General features: G+C 39.0%; 17 protein-coding genes and 1 pseudogene. 13 read left to right on the top strand and 5 right to left on the bottom strand.

Annotated features, from left to right (window positions below):
• The first annotated feature begins 155 nt into the window (after window positions 1–155).
• Genes qoxA through qoxD form a run of 4 tightly spaced genes read left to right on the top strand, consistent with a single transcriptional unit; the run spans window position 156 to window position 4019 of the window.
• Complete coding sequence (gene qoxA, locus OK414_RS16865; RefSeq protein WP_013057827.1) at window positions 156–1109, top strand: cytochrome aa3 quinol oxidase subunit II; 954 nt, start codon at window positions 156–158, stop codon at window positions 1107–1109.
• 46 nt (window positions 1110–1155) lie between these two features.
• Window positions 1156–3099: a cytochrome aa3 quinol oxidase subunit I gene (qoxB, locus tag OK414_RS16860; RefSeq protein WP_013083896.1), complete on the top strand. Its 1944-nt coding sequence runs from the start codon at window positions 1156–1158 to the stop codon at window positions 3097–3099.
• Window positions 3099–3707 (top strand): cytochrome aa3 quinol oxidase subunit III, encoded by a 609-nt coding sequence (gene qoxC, locus OK414_RS16855; RefSeq protein WP_013057825.1) that lies wholly within the window; start codon window positions 3099–3101, stop codon window positions 3705–3707. The genes qoxB and qoxC overlap by 1 nt, the downstream gene beginning before the upstream one ends.
• Window positions 3708–3710: 3 nt before the next feature.
• Complete coding sequence (qoxD, locus tag OK414_RS16850) at window positions 3711–4019, top strand: cytochrome aa3 quinol oxidase subunit IV (protein ID WP_013057824.1); 309 nt, start codon at window positions 3711–3713, stop codon at window positions 4017–4019.
• Window positions 4020–4048: 29 nt separating this feature from the next.
• Here qoxD and OK414_RS16845 read toward each other — a convergent pair whose 3' ends face one another.
• Together OK414_RS16845 and OK414_RS16840 are read right to left on the bottom strand one after the other, a co-directional pair.
• Window positions 4049–4387 carry a hypothetical protein gene (locus tag OK414_RS16845; RefSeq protein WP_013083895.1) on the bottom strand — a complete coding sequence of 113 codons (339 nt, stop codon included), beginning with the start codon at window positions 4385–4387 and terminating at the stop codon, window positions 4049–4051.
• A 1-nt stretch (window position 4388) separates the two neighbouring features.
• Window positions 4389–5168, bottom strand: a complete 780-nt coding sequence (locus tag OK414_RS16840; protein WP_047933178.1) for an undecaprenyl-diphosphate phosphatase — start codon at window positions 5166–5168, stop codon at window positions 4389–4391.
• Window positions 5169–5353: 185 nt separating this feature from the next.
• Between OK414_RS16840 and OK414_RS16835 the strand changes: the two genes are divergently transcribed.
• From OK414_RS16835 to OK414_RS16825, 3 genes are all read left to right on the top strand, one after another.
• On the top strand, window positions 5354–5767 hold the full coding sequence (locus OK414_RS16835) for a hypothetical protein (protein ID WP_047933177.1): 414 nt from the start codon (window positions 5354–5356) through the stop codon (window positions 5765–5767).
• Window positions 5768–5868: 101 nt separating this feature from the next.
• A complete protein-coding gene (locus tag OK414_RS16830) occupies window positions 5869–6411 on the top strand; it encodes a GNAT family N-acetyltransferase (protein ID WP_263045230.1) in 543 nt (180 codons plus the stop codon).
• 133 nt (window positions 6412–6544) lie between these two features.
• Window positions 6545–7372: an LCP family protein gene (locus OK414_RS16825; protein ID WP_034650667.1), complete on the top strand. Its 828-nt coding sequence runs from the start codon at window positions 6545–6547 to the stop codon at window positions 7370–7372.
• Between the two features lie 34 nt (window positions 7373–7406).
• Here OK414_RS16825 and OK414_RS16820 read toward each other — a convergent pair whose 3' ends face one another.
• Window positions 7407–7670, bottom strand: a complete 264-nt coding sequence (locus tag OK414_RS16820; protein ID WP_013057818.1) for a hypothetical protein — start codon at window positions 7668–7670, stop codon at window positions 7407–7409.
• Window positions 7671–8083: 413 nt separating this feature from the next.
• Here OK414_RS16820 and hutI point away from each other — a divergent pair, with 413 nt between their 5' ends.
• Window positions 8084–9361 carry an imidazolonepropionase gene (gene hutI, locus OK414_RS16815; RefSeq protein ID WP_216875482.1) on the top strand — a complete coding sequence of 426 codons (1278 nt, stop codon included), beginning with the start codon at window positions 8084–8086 and terminating at the stop codon, window positions 9359–9361.
• 76 nt (window positions 9362–9437) lie between these two features.
• Window positions 9438–9812 carry a hypothetical protein gene (locus OK414_RS16810; protein WP_034650672.1) on the top strand — a complete coding sequence of 125 codons (375 nt, stop codon included), beginning with the start codon at window positions 9438–9440 and terminating at the stop codon, window positions 9810–9812.
• Window positions 9813–9859: 47 nt separating this feature from the next.
• On the opposite strand, the gene OK414_RS16805 is transcribed toward OK414_RS16810, so the two are convergent.
• A complete protein-coding gene (locus OK414_RS16805) occupies window positions 9860–10153 on the bottom strand; it encodes a DUF3817 domain-containing protein (RefSeq protein ID WP_013083888.1) in 294 nt (97 codons plus the stop codon).
• A gap of 260 nt (window positions 10154–10413) precedes the next feature.
• Here OK414_RS16805 and OK414_RS16800 point away from each other — a divergent pair, with 260 nt between their 5' ends.
• From OK414_RS16800 to OK414_RS16785, 4 genes are all read left to right on the top strand, one after another.
• Window positions 10414–10983: a TetR/AcrR family transcriptional regulator gene (locus OK414_RS16800; protein ID WP_016764786.1), complete on the top strand. Its 570-nt coding sequence runs from the start codon at window positions 10414–10416 to the stop codon at window positions 10981–10983.
• 39 nt (window positions 10984–11022) lie between these two features.
• Window positions 11023–11472 (top strand): DUF6188 family protein, encoded by a 450-nt coding sequence (locus tag OK414_RS16795; protein WP_016764785.1) that lies wholly within the window; start codon window positions 11023–11025, stop codon window positions 11470–11472.
• Window positions 11473–11592: 120 nt separating this feature from the next.
• On the top strand, window positions 11593–14631 hold the full coding sequence (locus OK414_RS16790) for an efflux RND transporter permease subunit (protein WP_263045229.1): 3039 nt from the start codon (window positions 11593–11595) through the stop codon (window positions 14629–14631).
• A 245-nt stretch (window positions 14632–14876) separates the two neighbouring features.
• Entirely contained in the window at window positions 14877–15599 is a 723-nt protein-coding gene (locus tag OK414_RS16785; protein WP_034650680.1) for a GDSL-type esterase/lipase family protein, read from the top strand.
• Window positions 15600–15627: 28 nt separating this feature from the next.
• Here the strand turns inward: OK414_RS16785 and OK414_RS16780 are convergent.
• A pseudogene (locus OK414_RS16780) lies at window positions 15628–16668 on the bottom strand (alkene reductase); the annotation flags it as partial.
• Between the last annotated feature and the right edge of the window lie 40 nt (window positions 16669–16708).

Here is a 16708-nt window from a genome sequence, read left to right as displayed (position 1 = left end):
AAAAAAATGTCATTTTGTATTACAATAGTAGTGGCCTACAAATAAGGGGGAAGAGAGTCTGTATAAAAATGTCGTTATCTAGCGAAAGATAGCGCATTTTGAATGTTCATCAATATAGGCTTCGCATCATGTGTTGTTAGAAAGGAGAGTTTTAAGTGAAACCAAAAAAAGGATTTTGGAAGCTAGTAGGTTTACTATCTGCGCTTTCACTAGTATTTTTGAGCGGTTGTTCAAAACTTGCTGTATTGAACCCGCAAGGTCCTGTTGCAAAAACGCAATCTGATTTAATCATTTGGTCTATGTGGATGATGTTGATCGTGGTTGTTGTCGTATTTGCTATTTTTATATTTGTTCTTGTCAAATATCGTGAAAAACCTGAAAACATGGACTATGAGCCACCTGAGCAAGAAGGTAACTTAAAGATGGAGGTTATTTGGACAGCTTTCCCAATCATCATCTTAATTCTATTAGCAGTGCCAACTGTTAAAGCGATCTACTCTGCAGAAGAAGTACCGGCAGAATCAAAGGATAAAGATCCAATCGTGATTCACGTTACATCTGCAAACTGGAAATGGATTTTCAGCTATCCGGAACAAAATATCGAGACGGTTAACTATGTAAACATTCCAGCAGATACGCCAGTGAAATTTGAGTTAACGGCTCAAGGACCTATGAACTCATTCTGGGTACCAGAACTTGGCGGACAAAAATATTCGATGAACAATATGTCAATGCCATTATACTTAGAAGCTGATAAGCCTGGTTCTTATATGGGACGTAGTGCTAACTTCTCGGGTGAACATTTCACTCAAATGCAGTTCGAAGTTCAAGCTCAAACGGACAAAGACTTCAAAGAGTGGGTTAGTGATGTAAAAGGTACAGCTGGTAAACTGACTGAAAAGAAATATGATCAAATCCTAAGCCCAGGCGTTGTTGGTCGTCAAACTTACAACGGTACACATTTAAAATGGATTGACCATGCAAAAGATGTATACATTCCTGGCAAAGAGCTAGAACGTGGTACAGGACATGATCACAGCAAGATGAAAGAAGACGAAAAAACGAGTAATGAAGAAATGGAAAACATGGATCACTCAAATCATGAATAACATTCATTTATTACACTAAATAACGTAATGATTGGGGGAAGACATAATGAAGCTAGATGAATTTTTCGTCACTGGCGAACCTATGATTTACGCTGCTGACGCAGCAATCGCTATGACGGTCATCGGTATCGTTTTTGTCTTAACATATTTCAAGAAATGGAAATGGTTATGGACAGAATGGTTAACAACAGTTGACCATAAAAGACTCGGTGTCATGTACATCCTTTCAGCTGTATTAATGCTTTTCCGCGGCGGAATCGATGGAATCATGATGCGTATGCAGCTTGCATTCCCGGGTATGAATATTTTAGATGAACATCACTACAACGGAGTCTTCACGGCTCACGGTGTTATCATGATCTTATTCATGGCAATGCCATTTATTATCGGACTAATGAACGTAATCGTTCCATTACAAATTGGTGCGCGTGACGTAGCATATCCGTTCCTAAACGCAATTAGTTTCTGGACATTCTTTATGGGAGCAATGCTATTTAACCTTTCTTTCGTAATCGGAGGAGCTCCTGATGCAGGTTGGACAAGTTACTTCCCGCTTGCAGGTAAAGAATTCAGTGAAGGTATCGGAAATAACTTCTATGCCGTTTCACTACAGATTGCTGGTGCTGGTACATTAATGACTGGTATCAACTTCTTTGTAACAATCTTAAAAATGCGTGCCCCTGGCATGACAATGATGAAAATGCCAATGTTTACTTGGTCAATCTTCATCACATCAATTATTATTATTTTCGCGTTCCCTGTATTAACAGTAGCGCTTGCACTTATGACACTTGACCGTGTATTCGGAACAGCCTTCTTTACAATGGCTAACGGCGGTCTTCCAATGATGTGGGCTAACTTATTCTGGATTTGGGGTCACCCTGAAGTATATATCGTTATTTTACCGGTATTCGGTGTCTTCTCAGAAGTTATCAGTACACATTCTCGTAAGAACTTATTCGGTTATAAAGCAATGGTTGTATCAATGGTCGGTATCGCATTCTTAAGTTACCTTGTATGGGTGCATCACTTCTTTACAATGGGTAACTCACCGTCAGTTAACTCGTTCTTCTCAATTACAACGATGTTAATCGCCGTACCAACTGGAGTTAAAATCTTTAACTGGCTCTTTACAATGTATAAAGGCCGTATCAAATTTACGACTGCGATGCTTTGGTCATTAGCGTTTATTCCAAACTTCGTAATCGGTGGGGTAACAGGGGTTATGCTTGCGATGGCATCAGCCGATTATCAATATCATAACAGTTACTTCCTAATCGCTCACTTCCACTATGTATTAATCTCTGGTACAGTGTTTGGCTGTTTCGCAGGTTTATACTTCTGGTATCCAAAGATTTTCGGTCACACGTTGAACGAAAAATTAGGAAAAATTTCATTCTGGATTTTTGTTGTTGGATTTAACGTATGTTTCTTCCCACAATTCTTCCTAGGTTTAGACGGTATGACTCGTCGTATGCAAACTTATGCAGACAACCTTGGCTGGAACGGATTAAACTTAGTTTCAACAATTGGTGCATTCTTAATGGGTCTTGGCTTCTTCGTATTAGTAGTTAACTTATTATACAGTGCATGGAAAAACAAACGCGACACTGCAAACGATCCTTGGGATGGTCGTACACTTGAGTGGTGGACTAAATCACCAGTTCAAGCTTACAACTTTGCAGTAATTCCTCATGTGAAAGAAATGGATGCATTCTGGCACATGAAAAAACGTAATGAAACAGAAATTAAAGCAGAAGACTTAAAACCAATTCACTTACCAAGCAACTCTGGTGTGCCGTTTATCTCAGGTATTTTCTGGTTTATCGGTGGATTTGGCTTAGTGTTTGAATGGATTCCAATGGCAATTGTTGGATTAGCAGGTATTTTTGCTTGTATGCTTGCTCGTTCATTTGATTATGATCCGGGCTTCTATGTAAAAGTAGATGAAATCAAGAAGGTTGAAGGAATTACAGGGGGTGACAAATAATGGCAGGACATTTAGATAAATCATTGCCGTTAGAATACCAAGAAGAACAAAGTCGCCTGAATATCCTTGGATTCTGGATTTTCTTAGGTGCCGAGATCGCGTTGTTCTCTACGCTGTTCGTAACGTACTTAACGTACCATACGCGTACAGCGGGTGGCCCTACTGCAGAAGAACTGTTCGTTGTTAAAGATTTTATGATCGAAACGCTGTTACTACTATTCAGTAGTTTCACGATGGGAATTGCCATCTTTAAAATGCGTAATAATGATTTAAAAGGACTTTTAGTTTGGTTCGTGATTACGCTTGTTCTTGGTGGAGGATTCCTTTTCTACGAAATTCGTGAGTTTTACATGTACGCAGTTCACGAAGGTGCAACAATGCAAACAAGTGCCTTCTTATCAGGGTTCTTTACACTACTTGGAACGCACGGTCTTCACGTAACAGTCGGTGTATTCTGGGCAATCAGTATTATTATTCAATTAGTAAGACGAGGATTAACACCAGTTACTGCTCGTAAAGTATTTATTATCGGTTTATACTGGCATTTCCTTGATGTTGTATGGATCTTCATCTTCACGCTTGTATACTTGAACGGATTGGTGGGATAAGACATGGAAAATAAACAAGGCCAAAAAGCAGGTTTTCCGCTTAGTCATGTATTTGGGCTTATCCTTTCACTAGCCTTAACATTCGCAGCGCTTGGTTTAGTAGTGCTAGCTGATCTATCAAGAAGCATTACGATGACTCTTATCATGATCCTAGCGTTATTACAAGCAGCAATGCAGCTAGTAATGTTCATGCACATGACTGAAAGTGAAAATGGTAAAGTACAGGTTGCAAATATTCTTTACAGTTTCTTTATTGCACTTTGTATCGTTGTTGGTACACTGTGGATTCTTGCAGCTCACTTTAACCATTAAAAATAAAACCACTTACTTCGGTAAGTGGTTTATTTTTTTTCATTCAGTTTATATTTCAACGTTTGATATTCTCCCGTGGGAACTTTTTTTACTACTTTTCCTTTATCATCTCTATAAACATTTACTTGTTCGTACACTTCAATTCGGTATCCGCCTCTTTTTTCTGTTTTAACATGAACTTCTTTGACCGACATGTTTAATTGTTCCGCCTCGTCTTCATCTGCAGAGGTTTCAACAGCTCCTCCATCAAGTGAAAGGTGAGATAGACTGTTAAACGACTGCTGGGAATTGTTATCAACATAGCTTGTCACGACTAAAATGCCGGCAAAAAACAATACTAGAAAAAGCGTCCGGACTTTCATCTTCATCTTAAAACACCCCCGTAAACTGACAAATCAGCACGACTGCACCTAATATCCAAACGTAAATTGCAAACGTTTTTAATGAATGATGCTTTAAATAATTGATCATCCATTTTACCGCTACATAACCAAATAAAGCAGATGAAAAGGTGGCAACGAATAAAAAGAAAACGGAAAGCTGCTCGACTTCACCTGTGACTACATCTTTTAACTGAAGTAACACCGCTCCGCAAATGGCGGGAGTCGACAATAAAAATGAAAAGTAAGCGGCTGTTTCACGGTCTAATTTTCGCATTAACGCAGCTACCATGGTTAAACCAGATCGAGATACAGCAGGGAATATCGCAGCTGCTTGAAACGAGCCGATAAAAAAGGCATCTCCGTATGAAATATGATCCATTTTTTTATAGCCATTTTTTACGGAATCACCAAACCATAACAGCAGTCCTGTCGCAAGAAATTCCCAGCCGATCGTTAAGCCAGATTTAGAAATACTGTCAAAATAGTCTTTGAACAAAAGACCAATCGCAACTGCAGGGATCGTTCCCATCACTAAAAGCCCTGTAAGCTTGCTAAAGGGATGACGAATAATATGCCATAGCTCACGCTTATAAAAGACAAATACAGCAAGCAGAGTGCCCATATGCAGCATCGTATCTAGATACAATCCTGCATCGTCTAAGCCAAATAAGTGGCGCCCTAAATACAAATGCCCCGTGCTGCTTATCGGTAAAAACTCTGTAAGCCCTTGAATGATTCCCAAAATAAATGCTTCAAACCACGACATCTTATCACCTCATACAGCGTGTCCTTATTAGTAGTGTATAGAGGAAGTTCTGAGAACATGACAAAAACATGGAAGTATAGGCATTCATTTAGTGAAATAAATACATAAAAATAGGTCATAGTATAAGAAGAGACGACCATTCTTATCTCCATCTCATCCACAATGAATGGAAAGAGGTGCTAAAAATGATACGAAAATGGGTGGCTGTATGCGTCGTATTCGCTGCTTTTATTTTTCCGCAGGCAGTAAATGCTGAACAGCCAAAAGTAGAGATATTTCAAATTGAAACGGGCAGAGTCGTTCGTTCAACGCTCAAACCTCCAAATGTTCAAAAAGAAGCTGAAAAAAGTATTGCGTCCATTACTGGTTTATATAAAAAGGCAAGTCCGCTTCCTAAAAAAGGCTATCTTGTTAAAGTACCTCTTGATCCAGCCGTAAAAATTGAAAATAGTGCGGTCAACACGCTGGCAAGTGAAGTTATTTTTGTTCTTGAGCCGAACCAAAAGCCAATCATGATGGTATTTGACAATGAAAATAGAACCTATTTTTTTGAATTCACTCATGATTTAACTCTTCTCAGAAAAGCATTACAGCTATAAGTCATCGAAATGATGGCTTTTTTTTACATAGACAGTTGACAGTTTATTATGATAAATGTAATATATTTAGAAAAGTCAGAAATAATAAGGGGGAGAATTATGTGATAGCTCTACGACCGTTCTCCAAAAAAGACTTTAAACAGCTAATGGATTGGATTCCCTCCGAGTCATTTATGGTGCAATGGAGCGGCTCTAGCTTTTCTTTTCCGCTTACTCCTAGACAGTTAAAACACTACATTCGATATGCAAATGAAGATGGTGCTTCTACCTATGCTTTTTCCGTCATAGATGAAAATGAACAGCTTATTGGGCATATTTCTCTTGCTCATATTGATTATTATCATAAAACAGGAAGAATTGGCCGAGTGCTGCTTGGTGAAGAGTATAGAGGAAAAGGGCTTTGCTCGCACATGTTTGAAAAAGTGTTAGCTTTCGGTTTTGAAGAACTGGGTCTTCACCGAATTTCGCTCGGCGTCTTTGATTTTAACGAGCGGGCGATTCAGTCCTATGAACGAATTGGCTTTACACGCGAAGGCCTTCTTCGAGATGTCCGGCTTGTAGATGGACAGTACTGGAGCTTAATTGAAATGAGTATGTTAGAAAGTGAATGGGTACAGCGTGATGTGCATCAAAAATCAAGCTAAAATCTACTAGTGAAAAGCCAGCTTCTCAACAAGCAGGCTTTTTTGACGTGTGCTTAAATTTCTCTAAAAAGGTATAAATTTTCATTCATTAAGGCATATAGAGAGTAAGTGACGTGTAAAGGAGACCGTATGAATGAAAAAATACAAAATAGGGATCTTAGCGGCATGTATTTTACTTTTAGGAACCGCTGGATTTGGAATTGCCTATCAACAGGAAACATCTGCTAAAGAGCAGCCTCACTCGTTTAATGTACTGGTTATGGGCGTAGATGAAAGGCCAGGAGATACAGGCCGCTCAGATGTATTAATGGTGGTCAACTTAGATACGAGCCACAATAAAGCAAAAGTTATGCCGATCCCTAGAGATACGCGCGTGCACATTGATGGAAAAGGACCGGATGAGAAAATTAATCATGCTTATCGATACGGAGGCATTCCTTTAACCGTGCGCACGGTTGAGAACTTCTTAGATATCGATGTCGATTATTATGTGAAAGTAAATATGGAAGGCTTTAAAGATGTAGTAGATGAACTTGGCGGAGTATACGTTAAGAACCCGTTTCCTTTTGTGTTTGATTCATTTATCTTTCCTGAAGGAGAAAATGCGTTGAACGGCGAAAAAGCTCTTGCCTATGTGCGGATGAGACACGAAGATCCAAAAGGAGATTTAGGTAGAAATAATCGCCAGCGCCAAGTAGTGGAAGCTCTATTAGATAAAGGAATGAACATGTCAACGGTGAAAAACATTCCAAGTCTCCTCACGCTTGTAAAGAAGCATATTCGAACGAATATTGATGTCAGCGATGCATTTACGATGTATAACGTTATTAAGAAGGGCCGGCCTGATTTCGAAACGGTAACCGTAAAAGGAGAAGGACAAATGGTAGATGGTACATGGTATTATGTTGTCAAACCATCTGAAAAAAAACAGCTGAGCGCTATGTTTCAACAAACCCATTAATAAGAAAGAGGACTGAAGAAATTCAGCCCTCTTTTTATTCACCAATTTCTTCTTGACGCTGCAAGCAGGAAATTTGTTTTTTCTCTGGATGGACACCAAATGTATAGCCCCACGTTTGCAATTTATCTAGAATGATTTCGTCTTTTTTAAAGCCAAAGATCATCACTACATCTTGGTTTTCATCTAAAAGCAAATACTTTTCATCTTTGCGCCACATCGTTAAGTTTGACGCATAGAAAAGATTCCAGCCGTTATTCATGCGATGACCGGTTGCTTGGTTTTTATAGTTGACAATCATATTTCTTCCTCCATTAGTGAATCTTTCTAAAAGTAAAACTTCAAAGAATATTATAAACGTTCTATTCCTAGAAATCTATTATTTATCCTGTTGAGGGGAAATCGCCGTGATATTTATAAAATACATGTGATAAAAGATTTAGTATATAGGGATATATTTGGATAAAACGAGAATTAATAAGTAATAAAACGGAGAAAAGAAGGGTCTAAAAGCATATATAATTGAAAAAATTATAAGTTATCTAGCTTTAAAGACTTAAAAACACGCTTTTCAGACCATGGACATGCTTTTTCAAATTTCTACCTACAAGAAAGAAGGCAGAGGTGCGAAATGTGTAGGTGAATCTAAATGAGTTTACGGTAAACATGAGGCCCCAAAACGTGGTACACGCTAGAAAAGGGGGAAATTCAACGATGTCAAAAAAAGCGCTATGGATTAAAAATGCTTCGCAAGTTGTAACGGCCAAAGAAAATAAAGGTCCTTTAGCTGGAAGAGAAATGAGAAACTTAACGGTGATTGAAAATGGCTCAGTCTGGATAGAAGGAGATCAAATTGTGACCGTAGGTACAACAAAAGAGCTAGAACAAAAATATGAAAGGGAAAGAAATGACGCAACGATTATTGATGCTTCTCATAAAATTGTGACTCCGGGTCTGATTGATCCCCATACACACGCTGTGTACGCTGGCTCGCGTGAAGAAGAATTTTATAGGCGGTTTGAAAGGCCAACTTCTTACTTGGATTTATTAGAAGAAGGTGGAGGTATTCACTCCACTGTCGTTCAAACACAGGAAGAGTATGCGTACCGGATTTATCAGCAGAGCTATGAGCGTCTTACGTCTTTTCTAGCTCACGGAGTCACAACTATAGAAGTGAAAAGCGGGTATGGCTTAGAACTAGAAACAGAACTAAAGCAGCTGCAAATCGCTAAAATGCTGAACGATACGCACGCAGTTGATGTAATAAGTACCTTTTTAGGCGCACACGTCGTACCTCTTATATATAAAAAAGATACGCAGAAATACGTCAGTTTACTTATTCACGAAATGATTCCTCAAATTTCTTCTTATAAGCTTGCAGCATTTAATGATGCTGTATGTCTTCCAAATGCTTTTTCATTCAAACAATGTCAAGAAATACTAGAAGCCGGGAAAAGCCATGGCATGCTTCCTAAAATACATGCCGACCCCTTTGAATACTGCCGAGGAGCGGAGCTCGCAGCAGAGGTAGGAGCGATATCAGCAGATTATCTTTTGTATGCTTCTGATGAAGGATTAAAGAAACTGGCTGAAAAGCGGATCGTAGCGACACTTTTACCGGGGAATTCCTTATTTGTTGGAATGAAATGGCCAGATGCTAGAAAAATGATCGATTTAGGAGTGCCGGTTACTCTTTCTACAGACTGCAATCCTGGTTCGTCTCCAACGACTTCACAGCAATTTGTGATGAACCTGGCATGTATGAATATGAACATGAGTCCTGAAGAAGTGCTTGTAGCCACAACTATTAACGCAGCTCATGCTATTAATCAAGGAGATAAGATTGGGAGTATTGAAGCCGGAAAACAGGCTGACTTAGCGATTTTTAATGTCCCTAGTTATCGAACCCTTCAATATCAGTATGGCTTAAATCATATTGACTGCGTAGTGAAAAAAGGAAAAGTAGTTGTAGAAAACGGAAAAGTTTTGTAAAACAAGTTTATAGAAAAAGAGAAAAGGGTAAAGAAATAGAGAATTCGTCACACATGCAAAGGCAGGGAATTTAGATATGATTACAAAACAAAATGTTATTCCATTACTAAAAGAAGCTTGCCCATCTTTTGAGCCAAGCGAAGAAGTGGACCTCAACGATAAAGAAGAGCTGCAGCATGAATTAAGCCGTGTTGCGGGTCATTTAATCTCTCTTGAATATAACGGCCAGCTCCAGCGTGAACCGGACGTATTTGAAGCGATTGAACAGCTGTATATAGAAGGTGAAGCTGATGTGAAAGAAGCTGTTACAACGGGACTCTTTCAAGCAATGCATGAAATGATTATAGATCAGCAAATTAGCCCAGAAGAAATTGGAATGCTATTAAAACCTCACTCACTGAAGTGGTGGAAAACGATTGACCATTTTAGCGAAAACAGTGGTGGACAGTAAGGAAAAAGAACGTCATGGAAACATGATGTCCATGACGTTCTTTTCTTTTACTGTTCTTTTTTCAGCTGTCTCTCTAAAATAAAAGGACCAAATGGAATAACCGACATAAGAAATGCAAATAAAGAGCGGCCGATTGACCATTTATGCGCGAATTTTACATGAACTACTGCAAGAGCGTACAGCACAAAAAGTGCACCGTGTGCTGCGCCTACAACTGATACAGCTTCTGGTATGCCTGCTGCATATTTTAGCGGCATAGCAATGCCAAGCAGCAGTAAAAATGAAATTCCTTCTAAAATTCCTACTAAACGCAGGCGACCGATTGGTGATGTAAGAACCATGTTTTCTCCTCCCGTAACGACGGAATAAATTTCTGTATCAATGACAAAAATGTACCATAGCGAGCTCTTCATATACAAGCATCATTTGTATCTGTCACAAAAAAGTCGAAAACGCTTTAATTTGCTCTATAGAAGTGTTTTGTTTAAAAAACTGACATACTCTTGTGATGCAAGGGATAAAAGAGCACACTACGTGTTGACAAGTTATTTTAATTATTTTATATGTATAGTATCGAAAACGTATGAGAGGATTTTTTACCATGACAAACCGAAAACAGCAGAGAGAGAAAATTTTAGATGCTGCTTTTGAAGTGTTCGGATCCAAAGGCTACTATGAAGCAAAAATGATTGATATTGCTAAACTAGCGGGTGTATCTAAAGGAACGCTTTACTTGTACTTTTCGTCTAAAGAGTCGCTTTATATCGCTGTGAACAATCGTTCGTTTGATGAGTTTTTGTATCATGCAAAGCGAAGAACGGATGAATGCCAAACTTTTCATGAAAAGCTGTATTCAATTGCGAAGCATCATCTGCTCTTTTTTTACGAAACTAAAAAATATCCCGACTCTTTTTGGCAAGCCCCTCACCAAATGCCAGAAATGATGGGGCGTCTTCATCAATTTTTTGAGGATTATCACGGGCTTGTTGCTAAATTGATTGAAGAGCAGAAAATAAAAAATGCTTTTTTACACTCAAAAGCGTTTTGCAGCATGTTAAATGGGTATAGGATGGATATCGTTTCCGATGATGATATAACAGAAGAAGATATCATGAACTATGCGGAGTTCATTGTGAACTTATACATTGAAGGCTGCTACTTTGAGACCTAAAAATGACTCGTCGGTACTGGTTGATAATGGAGGGATATGATGAATACCAGCAGCACAGTAATTAATTTTTCATATTTTCAAGAACAAACCGTTACCAAGGTTAACACAGACAATACCCTGCCGTTTTCTCTTGGATTTAGTAAAGGCGGACTTGTGGCAGAATGTCCATGGAGACTAAAAAACAAACGCAGCATCTTGCTTGGTCAAGCGGACTGGAAATCGCTACATTCTGCCGAGCAGCGTCAGCAAGTCGAAGCACTGCTGCTTGGCCAGCACATTATCTCTATACAGTGGTATGAAGATATCGGTATACTTCGAATTACATTTTCTAATGGGTATGCGCTAGATATGTTTCACGACAGCTCTTTTTTTGAAGGTTGGGATTTATATGGTCAAGACGGCTTTTCCTTTATCTCGCTGCCAGGTGGAGCATGCGACCATCAAATTTCAGTTTTTATAGAGAGTTCATCAGCACATGAAAGGAGGTGAGTTTTTTTGCGAAAAACTGACCCGCGGGTACTCTAAAATTGTTAAAAAAATAAAACGGGTCTGCAGCTATTAAAGGATGAAGGTTTCTCAAATAACTTAGTTACGTAACGGAGGAAAAAGATGAATTTTTTGACGAGATTTAGTTTGAAAAATGCAGTAGCTGTGTTTATCGTTTCATTTTTACTTATTTTAGCGGGGCTATATTCATTTTCAAAACTAAAAATTGATTTACTGCCGAATATCGAATTTCCGCAGCTGTCCATTGAAGCAACGTATCCCGGGGCTTCTCCTGATGACGTAAATGAAAGCGTCACGTCGAAAATCGAAGACCAAGTGAAAGGAATTGAAGGCGTTAAAAGCGTACAAAGCGTATCGTACGAAAACGTCGGTATTATTAATTTAGAATTCCCGTTTAATACGGATTTAGATAAAGTTGAACAGCAAATTAACTCGTCGATAAAAGAATTAGATTTACCAGAGTCATCAAATGTAGACGTAAACCGTTTTTCATTTGGTTCATTCCCGATCTTCAACATTTCACTGTTTGCGAAAGATGATGCAAATCTTGAAAAAGTATTAAATGATGAAGTAATTCCTGAATTGAATAAAATTCAAGGTATTAACTCCGTCTCAGTTGGCGGCGTGAAAGAGGACCTTTTACAAATTACGGTCGATAAAGAAAAAGCAGCTCAAGCTGGCTTAACGCTTGATGAGATGAAAGAACAAATTAATCAAAAAGCTGTTTCATTCCCAGCAGGAACATTAAAAGGAAAAGAGCTTCAAATTCCAGTGCGAGTAGAAGAAAAAGTTGCGACGATCGATGCATTAAAGAAAATCCAGCTGAAATCTACGATGAATCCTGAAGCAAAGCCTGTGAAGCTTGGCGATATTGCCAAAGTCGAAGCCGTAACAGACCAAGGCGAATATACACGCTATGACGGCAAAGATGCACTGTCGATGGCCATCACAAAAAAACAAGATGCTAATACGGTTGAAGTGGCGAGCGAAACGATGAAAATTTTGAAAAAATATGACGATCAGTTAGACTACGCAATCGGCTTTGACTCAGCTGACGGCATTGAAAAGTCTGTTGAAACATTAGTACGCGAAGGATTGCTCGGAGCATTATTTGCGTCACTTGCCGTGCTGATTTTCTTGCGTAACTTCCGCGCTACGATCATTGCGATTATATCGATTCCATTATCGCTGTTAGTATCAGCTATTTTCTTAAACCAGCTTGATATTTCACTTAATATTATGACACTAGGCGGAATGGCTGTAGCCGTTGGGCGCGTAGTGGATGACAGTATTGTTGTGATTGAAAATATTTTTAGACGCGTTCGCCGTTCAGAAGAAGGCATGAGCAACGAGCTTGTCGAATCGTCCACAAAAGAGATTTTAAAAGCTATCACCTCGTCTACGATTACAACGGTTGTCGTATTCTTGCCAATCGGTTTTGTAGGAGGAATTACAGGAGAGTTCTTCTTGCCGTTTGCCTTAACAGTTGTTTTTTCACTGTTAGCTTCTCTTCTTGTAGCGATTACAATCGTGCCGATTTTAGCAAAGTTTGCATTTAAAAAAGTACCGCCTGAAGAAAAAGAAGGAAAGCTGCAGCGCGGATATGCAAAAGCGATTGCATGGTCGCTTAATCATAAAATCAAAATTTTAATTTTATCCTTTATTTTACTGTTTGGCTCATTTGCGCTTGTTCCTTCACTTGGCTTTACGTTTATTCCAAATGAAGAACAAAAAATGCTTCAGGCCAACGTTCAATTACCGGCATCTACATCACTTGAAAAAACAAACGATGTATCTTTAAAAATTGAAAAGATGTTTGCGGATCAAAATGAAATTTCAGATGTGACTACGGAAGTTGGATCACGCGACTTTTCAACAGGTGTAAAACGCTCGAACCAAGTTGGCTATTTCTTGAACGTAAAAGAAGGCGTGAATGTTGATACGTTTATTGATAAAGTTCAAAAGAAAATGGAAAGCATCACGAAAGAAGAATCACCGAAAGCAACAGTTAATGTACAAGAAGCATCAACAGGAGGGCCTCCTACAAATAATAACGTAACCGTTGATTTATATTCTTCTAATTTAGATGACTTGCAAAAGGCAGCTAAGCAAGTGGAAAACTACTTAAACAAAGACAAACGTCTTAAATATGTAACAAATAACTTCTCAGATAAGCAAAAGCAGCTTGTAGTAGAAGTAGATCCTGATAAAGCCGCAGAGTACGGAGTATCTGGATTTCAGCTGCTTGGTACAATCTCCGACCAAACCAAACCGGTATCCGTCGGAGACTTAAAATTAGATAATACAAAACGGGCGGTTCAGCTTTCGTACGATAAAGACCTTAGTTCAGTAAAAGAAATTAAAGATCTTCAAGTATTTACAGAACGAGGACCTGTGTTAGTAAAAGATATTGCTGACGTTCGTACAATTGATACGTTCACTTCTATTCAAAAGCTTGACAGCAGAGTATTTGCGCGAGTGGAAGCAGACATTAAAGGCGATGATGTTCAAGCTGTGACCAAAGATGTTGTAGATGAAGTGAAAAAGTTAGACTTGCCAAAAGATGTGAGCTTGGACGGTGGAGGCGGAAGCGATGAGACAGTGGAAGTCTTCCAATCTCTAGGTCTAGCTATTTTAACAGCAATCGGTCTTGTGTATTTAACGATGCTCGTTACGTTTGGAAAAGCGCGTATTCCATTTATCATTTTATCGTCACTCATTTTTGTGCCAATCGGTTCGTTAGTTGGTCTAGTCCTTGCAAAAGAACCGCTGTCTGTCAGCGTAATGATTGGGTTCTTAATGCTGATTGGAATTGTTACAACAAACGCGATTGTGCTTGTAGATCGAATTACCCAAAATCGTGAACAAAAAGGCATGACGATCCGCGAATCCCTTATTGAAGCTGGGAAAACGCGCTTGCGTCCAATTTTAATGACGGCATTTGCTACCATTGCCGCATTAATTCCGCTGGCGCTTACTACATCAAGCGGAACGCTGATTTCAAAAGGCTTAGCAATCACGGTAATTGGAGGGCTTGCGTCATCTACCGTTCTTACCTTAATTATTATTCCAGTGGTATACGAACTCTTCTTCGCAAAGCAAGTGAAAAGAGAAAAGCAGCTGGAAAAAGAAACGACATAAGAACTATTTTCTAATAGAGGAAAATATGACCATAGACTATATGTTATAATAAAAGTACGTTTTAACCCCTTATATTATAGAAAAAGAAGCGGCGCTTTCGAGCGCCGCTTCTTTTTTATATAAAATCATTATTTACAAAAAATGATTAAATGTCTTGTATGGAGGGAAAGAGTGTTAACAGGAAGCTTTACTATACCACCGTAGAGTTATCTAAAAAACATACAAAGTACAGGAGTGTCGTTTTCGTGAGTTCAACAAAGAAAGTTGTATTTATCAGTTCCATTATTTTAAATGTCCTTTTCCTAGGTGTTTTTGCTTTTTATGCCACAAGCAGCAGCGCAATGAAAAATCCGCTGTCATCTAAGGATTCGTCTAAGCAAAGCTATAGGGATAATCCTTATTACATTGAACGGACCACTTTGTTTAAGCAATTAAGTATTCCTAAAGAGTCAATCGTATTTCTCGGTGATAGCATTACCCAGCGCTCTGAATGGAGCGAACTTTTTCATAATAAGCAGATTGTCAATCGAGGCGTAGCTGATGATACAACAGAAGGGGTATTGCATCGTCTAAAAAGTATTACAGATGCTAAGCCAAAAAAGATTTTCTTAATGATTGGCATTAACGATTTAAACGAGCAAAAATCTGTAAAAAAAACCAAAGCCAATTATACTGAAATTCTTGAACGTATTCATAAAGAATCACCGAATACAAAAGTCTACGTTCAAAGTGTACTGCCCGTGAACAATAAAAAATGCGGCGACGCAGTGGACAATAAAGATGTTATCGCATTAAATAACTATTTAGAGCGTCTAGCTAAGAAACACAACGATTCTTACATTGATCTGTATTCAAAAGTATCTACACATAATCAGTTAAAAAGTAATTTCACGGTTGATGGTCTTCATTTAAAAGGCCAAGGCTATGCTATTTGGAAACAAGAGGTTCAGGCATACGTAAACCAGTAAAAAAAGCGCTCCGGAAGGAGCGCTTTTTTTAGATAAGCTCTGGTAAATGTTTTTTAGCATCGTATTCGACAAGAGACTCACCGTTTTTAATGCGCTGGAAATAATCAGGATTTGAAATCAGCGGACGGCCAATAGCAGCTACGTCGATCCAGCCGGCTTGAAGCGCTTTTTCAGCTGATTCAGGCGTTAAGTCACCTACACCGATAATCGGTCCATCCCAGTACTTACGCGTAATTTCATAAAGATTTTGACCGTTTTGAACATCTTCATAAAAATCCAGCATAGACGGATGGATGATCTCAATTCCTGTTTCTTTAAATGCTTCTGTATACGTTTGAATAACTTTTTCAGTATCATCCCAGCGGTAGTCTGGTTTATCAAGCTTATGAGGAGAGAAGCGAATCACAACGCGCTCTTTTCCAATGGCGTCGATAACAGCGGAAATCACTTCTTTCATAAACGTTAATCGCTGTGCAAGGCCGCCTCCGTATTCATCAGTGCGTTTATTAGACCAGTCTGAATTAAACTGATCGATCAAATAGCCGTGAGCACCGTGAATTTCGACGCCGTCAAATCCTGCTTCAATGGCATTTTTAGCGGCTTGGGCATACTGTCCTACAACTTCTTTAATATCTTCTTTCGACATTTCTTCAGGCTCTTCATAGGGCTTGCGGAAACGAGGCACTTGGCCTTGTGCTGCAATAGCGGAAGGGGCCTGAGGCTTATGCCCATTGATTAACCCGGAATGACTCAAGCGGCCAACGTGCCAAATTTGAGCGATAATCGTGCCGCCTTCTTCATGAACAGCTTCTGTTACAGGCTTCCATGAATCAATTTGTTCTTGGGTATAGATACCCGGAACGCCAGGATTTCCTTTTGCGCGTTCGCTGATAACAATTCCTTCACTAATAATTAAGCCAATACCATCTTTTGCGCGGCGGCGGTAATAGTCTACAACGTCTTGACCGACTACGCCTGTCTCTGGATCAGCAAAGCATCTTGTCATCGGTGCCATTGCTGTACGAGTGTGTAAATCAAATGCTTCAATGTTTGTTGGTTGGAATAGTTTTTCAAATTTACTCATTTTATATTCAGCTCCTTAAGAGGAA

Origin of the sequence: Priestia sp. JV24 (genome assembly GCF_025910025.1) — a bacterium.
In the GTDB taxonomy this organism is placed as follows: Bacteria; Bacillota; Bacilli; order Bacillales; family Bacillaceae_H; genus Priestia; species Priestia megaterium.
This window is presented reverse-complemented; position numbering and strand designations above follow the sequence as displayed.

Coding starts and splice junctions, on each gene's coding strand:
- qoxB (WP_013083896.1), top strand. CDS start 1,156: ATGAAGCTAGATGAATTTTTCGTCACTGGCGAACCTATGATTTACGCT.
- OK414_RS16810 (WP_034650672.1), top strand. CDS start 9,438: ATGATTACAAAACAAAATGTTATTCCATTACTAAAAGAAGCTTGCCCA.
- OK414_RS16790 (WP_263045229.1), top strand. CDS start 11,593: ATGAATTTTTTGACGAGATTTAGTTTGAAAAATGCAGTAGCTGTGTTT.
- OK414_RS16805 (WP_013083888.1), bottom strand. CDS start 10,153: ATGGTTCTTACATCACCAATCGGTCGCCTGCGTTTAGTAGGAATTTTA.
- OK414_RS16800 (WP_016764786.1), top strand. CDS start 10,414: ATGACAAACCGAAAACAGCAGAGAGAGAAAATTTTAGATGCTGCTTTT.
- OK414_RS16845 (WP_013083895.1), bottom strand. CDS start 4,387: ATGAAGATGAAAGTCCGGACGCTTTTTCTAGTATTGTTTTTTGCCGGC.
- OK414_RS16835 (WP_047933177.1), top strand. CDS start 5,354: ATGATACGAAAATGGGTGGCTGTATGCGTCGTATTCGCTGCTTTTATT.
- hutI (WP_216875482.1), top strand. CDS start 8,084: ATGTCAAAAAAAGCGCTATGGATTAAAAATGCTTCGCAAGTTGTAACG.
- qoxC (WP_013057825.1), top strand. CDS start 3,099: ATGGCAGGACATTTAGATAAATCATTGCCGTTAGAATACCAAGAAGAA.
- qoxD (WP_013057824.1), top strand. CDS start 3,711: ATGGAAAATAAACAAGGCCAAAAAGCAGGTTTTCCGCTTAGTCATGTA.
- OK414_RS16820 (WP_013057818.1), bottom strand. CDS start 7,670: ATGATTGTCAACTATAAAAACCAAGCAACCGGTCATCGCATGAATAAC.
- OK414_RS16825 (WP_034650667.1), top strand. CDS start 6,545: ATGAAAAAATACAAAATAGGGATCTTAGCGGCATGTATTTTACTTTTA.
- OK414_RS16795 (WP_016764785.1), top strand. CDS start 11,023: ATGAATACCAGCAGCACAGTAATTAATTTTTCATATTTTCAAGAACAA.
- OK414_RS16840 (WP_047933178.1), bottom strand. CDS start 5,168: ATGTCGTGGTTTGAAGCATTTATTTTGGGAATCATTCAAGGGCTTACA.